The sequence below is a fragment of the Leptolyngbya sp. FACHB-711 genome, assembly GCF_014695615.1.
Lineage (GTDB): Bacteria > Cyanobacteriota > Cyanobacteriia > Elainellales > Elainellaceae > Leptolyngbya_A.
This window is the reverse complement of record NZ_JACJOR010000114.1, coordinates 1-3781: the sequence shown is the minus strand read 5'-3', so window position 1 is coordinate 3781 and position 3781 is coordinate 1. Positions and strand designations below refer to the sequence as shown.

General features: G+C 51.2%; 4 protein-coding genes. 3 read left to right on the top strand and 1 reads right to left on the bottom strand.

Annotated features, from left to right (window positions below):
• Positions 1 to 345 precede the first annotated feature (345 nt).
• Entirely contained in the window at positions 346 to 1194 is an 849-nt protein-coding gene (locus tag H6F80_RS03640; RefSeq protein WP_190790251.1) for a DUF1350 family protein, read from the top strand.
• Positions 1195 to 1299: 105 nt separating this feature from the next.
• Here H6F80_RS03640 and H6F80_RS03635 read toward each other — a convergent pair whose 3' ends face one another.
• Positions 1300 to 2247 carry a hypothetical protein gene (locus H6F80_RS03635; protein ID WP_190790250.1) on the bottom strand — a complete coding sequence of 316 codons (948 nt, stop codon included), beginning with the start codon at positions 2245 to 2247 and terminating at the stop codon, positions 1300 to 1302.
• A 660-nt stretch (positions 2248 to 2907) separates the two neighbouring features.
• On the opposite strand from H6F80_RS03635, the gene ndhL reads away from it, so the two are divergent.
• Both ndhL and H6F80_RS03625 read left to right on the top strand, forming a co-directional pair.
• Positions 2908 to 3126: an NAD(P)H-quinone oxidoreductase subunit L gene (gene ndhL, locus H6F80_RS03630; RefSeq protein ID WP_190790249.1), complete on the top strand. Its 219-nt coding sequence runs from the start codon at positions 2908 to 2910 to the stop codon at positions 3124 to 3126.
• 3 nt (positions 3127 to 3129) lie between these two features.
• Positions 3130 to 3447, top strand: a complete 318-nt coding sequence (locus H6F80_RS03625; protein ID WP_190790248.1) for a DUF3007 family protein — start codon at positions 3130 to 3132, stop codon at positions 3445 to 3447.
• The last annotated feature ends 334 nt before the right edge of the window (positions 3448 to 3781 follow it).

Genomic DNA, 3781 nt, shown 5'->3' with positions numbered 1-3781 from the left:
GAAGTTAGAACCCGCAGTTAGAACCAGAAGTTCGGGAATTTGACGTTTAGGAATTTAGGGGGCAATGCAGGCAATGGGCGACGGGTCAAACCATCTTTTAGCGCAGAACCTTTCAGACAATAGACAAAAATCCTTAGACAAGAATGCTCGATCGCCTTCCAAACCCTGAACTCCTCGGCCCCCGACTGTACTCCTAAGCCGATCGAAAGGAAATGAATAAGAACATTAAAGAAATGTTCATCTCCGATCGCGCTACCACCCCACTCTTGTGGCCGCTACAGTGAAAGAAGCGGCGTTTTCAGTAACGCGACACAAAACATTAACAAGAACGCTATTAAGAAAGCTATGGAGTGGCAGGAAATTTACGGTAACTGGGTGCTGGTTCCCCCCCAGCCGACCGCCATTATTCATTTTCTGGGCGGCGCATTTGTGGCAACGGCTCCCCAGCTTACCTACCGCACCTTGCTGGAGTTTCTGGCAAATCAGGGCTACGCAATCGTAGCAACGCCGTTTGTCAACACAATGGATCACACCACGATCGCCCAGCGCACTTTAAGACTTGGCAATCTGGCGATCGAGCATTTGCAAATCGACATTTTGCGGCAGCAGCTCCCCGTTTACGGGATGGGGCACAGCATGGGCTGCAAGCTGCATCTGTTGATCGGCAGTCTGTTTCCGCAGGAACGCGCCGGGAATATTCTGATTTCGTTCAACAATTACCCGGCAAGGCGATCGATCCCGATGCTGGATCAGTTAGGCGAACTGTCGCGCCTCGGAACCCAGTGGATGACTCAAATTACTAACCAATTTTCCGCCCAGCTCAAAGATCTGCCCCTGCCCCAACTTGCCGCCTTCGATGTCGAATTCACCCCATCGCCCGAAGAAACCAATCGCCTGATCGCCAAGCACTATCAGGTCAAGCACAACCTGCTCGTGAAATTTACCAGCGACGACATTGACCAAACCAAACCCCTTACTCTGGCACTGAACGAGCGTTTCCCCGAAACCACTCACCTCAAAATCTTGCGCGGCAACCACCTTACCCCCCTCGGTCAGGACGTGCAGTGGCAAACAAGCAGCGAATTCTCCCCTTTCGACGCGATCGGACAATTCTTCCGTCAAGAACTTACCCGCGACCTCAACCAACTCAAACGCACCCTCCTGTACTGGCTTGACCCCATTTATTCTGACTAGACCTAATCTGACTAAACCTAGTCTGACTAAACCACCCACCGACACACCCCCATCTCCTCATCTCCTCACTCATCTACCCCTTCACCCCTTCACTCCTCCACCTCTCTACTCTTCCACTCCCTCGAAACAAAATCGCCGACACAAAATTACTGGAGAATCCGACCGTCCGTGCCAAGGACAATCTGAATTCACACAGTGACAGCAGTTTGCTGGAGTTGGCAGGCTCAGCGAGCGGGTCATATAAAGGCTCACGCCCTGATTAATGTATGCCTTGGCTTCGAGTTCCGAGAGATGGCTACCTACCAGGATCACGCGATCGATCCCCAACTGCTGCCGCGCGAGATTGATCCGGGTCAACGTTTCGCTAAAGCTGCGATCGTTTTTAAGCAAAACCATCACCTGCCGAGACTGGCTCATATAGCAGTCGGGCTTTTGCTGAGCAAAAAAGTCTTTGTACTGAATTGTCACTGTGCCATCGGGATAGTGAAGCGTCCGCAGCACGCGCAGAAACGGCACGGTAAACTCTCCGGCAGCATCTACGACATACCACCAGGACTGAAACCAACCATCCTGCGGCAGGTGCAAAATTGCCTGGATCTGTCGCGGCGAAAAGCCCGAATGGGTCAACCGTGCCAGTGCCTGTGACAAAGGAAGGGATTGCCCCAGGGTGTGCATCTCAGACTCGCACCGGGTCAGGTCAAGATAGCCGCGATCGTTTCCATATTGCTGGGTGTAGTCGGCGATGCCCTGCTTGAGTTCCTCCGCTGAAGCGATCAGGGTGCAGTATGCCTCCTCAAACTGAAGAATGCCGTCGATCGAGGGTGCGGCAGATTGCCCAGAAAATGATCCGATTGTTCCAGAGGCAAGCGGGACACTCACGGTCGTTTTGAGATTGCGAATTCGATGCAGAGCGGTGATCGGCGGGACACAATCCACTAAGAGCGACTTCAGCGAGGTTTCATCAGCAACTGCCAGCGCAATTTGAATCTGATCCTGAAGCGATAGGGCGTTGAAGTCATCGTGTCCCGCAGGAGGAATGAGGTGCTGCGTCATGACAATGCCTGAGTTTCCAAAGCGTGCAGGTCAAAAGTTGAGCAAAAAATAATCAATCAAAAATAATCAAAGAATAAACAGGATTACTGATGATTTATATTTATTTTTTCTATCTTTATCCCCATTTTGCAGATTCTGCTCCAAAACGATCGAAATCTTTGCGCTTCTTTTTATCTGCACTCAGCAGATATGGATCACTTTAAGCAGCTTCTGGGCTAAAGTTTTCTGTCTTGAGACGCTGGCTCACGTACTTATTACACAAGTCCATCCATCTTCTGACAGAGAGGCTGTTCTGCCGATCTATACACATCGGACGACGCGATCGGGTCATCCCTACCGATACTGTTGAATCGAACGACTCAAGACTAAATGGGATGCAATCCTGATCACCCTTCCCCGGCTCCGGCTGGGGTTTCTCTTTTTAGGGCTATCATCCCTGGAGTTTCATCTTTAGGGCTATCTCCCTGTAGTTTCATCGCCTTTCCTGACGCTAACCATCAGGTTTTTTAGGGGATTCGATCGCCCCTACCCAGTCTGGATTCTCTATTTCGGGCAGTTGAAAGCGGTAAGATAGACAACAGCAGAGGCAAACGGGAAATTCTCGCCGTGCCCTTGCTGAACCTAAGTGAACCCAACAAAGCTTCATTTAAGCGAAAGCCTATGTCACTTCCTCTTGTTCCACTGCTGTACCTGGCTCTAGGTGGGGCTTATCTAGTGGTTATGCCGGCACTGCTGTTTCTGTATCTCAAGAGCCGCTGGTATGTGGCAAGCTCGATCGAGCGCGTGCTGATGTATTTTGGCGTATTTTTCTTCTTCCCCGGTCTGGTGTTGCTGAGTCCCTTCCTCAACTTCCGTCCCCAACCCCGGCAAATCAGCTAAGCCATGCGACGGATTGATGTTATCGGCATTGGTATTGGCATTTTTGCTGCAGGGGGAATCATCTACCTGATTTTGCAGTTTGCAGGTCTAGATAGCATTTCGGCTGGCATCTGGAGCCAGGCTGTGCTAGTGGGCGGCGTGGTCGGATGGCTCCTCACCTATTTGTTTCGCGTACTCACGAAGAACATGACGCTGGGTGAGCAGATGCGAAACTACGAAGATGCTGTGCTGCAAAAGCGACTCGAAGAAATGACCCCGGAAGAACTGGCAAAGCTTCAGGAAGAAGTCGAGCAGGAAAAGCAGCGATCGGCGGGAAACTGATCCCCACTCGTTGTGCGGTTGGTGCGGTGGATGCGGCTGGATCAGTCAACCGATCGCTGCAAGTTCTTCAAATCATCGCCTTTAGGCAGGAGCGTTGCTCACCAAGCAATTGCTTTCCACCCAGGCTCACCCACCAGGAATCCACGAGATCAGGCAAGATGAAAGTATGCTGTGAAAGCATCTGCCTTTTGTCGCGATTCGTCCTGCCATGTCAAATCTCCCTTCACTTGCTTCTGAGCTTGCTGAACCTGATGCCCAAGCGGAAATTGATGCGCTGCTGCACCAGTTTGCTCACTTTGGCGTGGAGTTAGGCTTAGAGCGAATTGAATTCCTG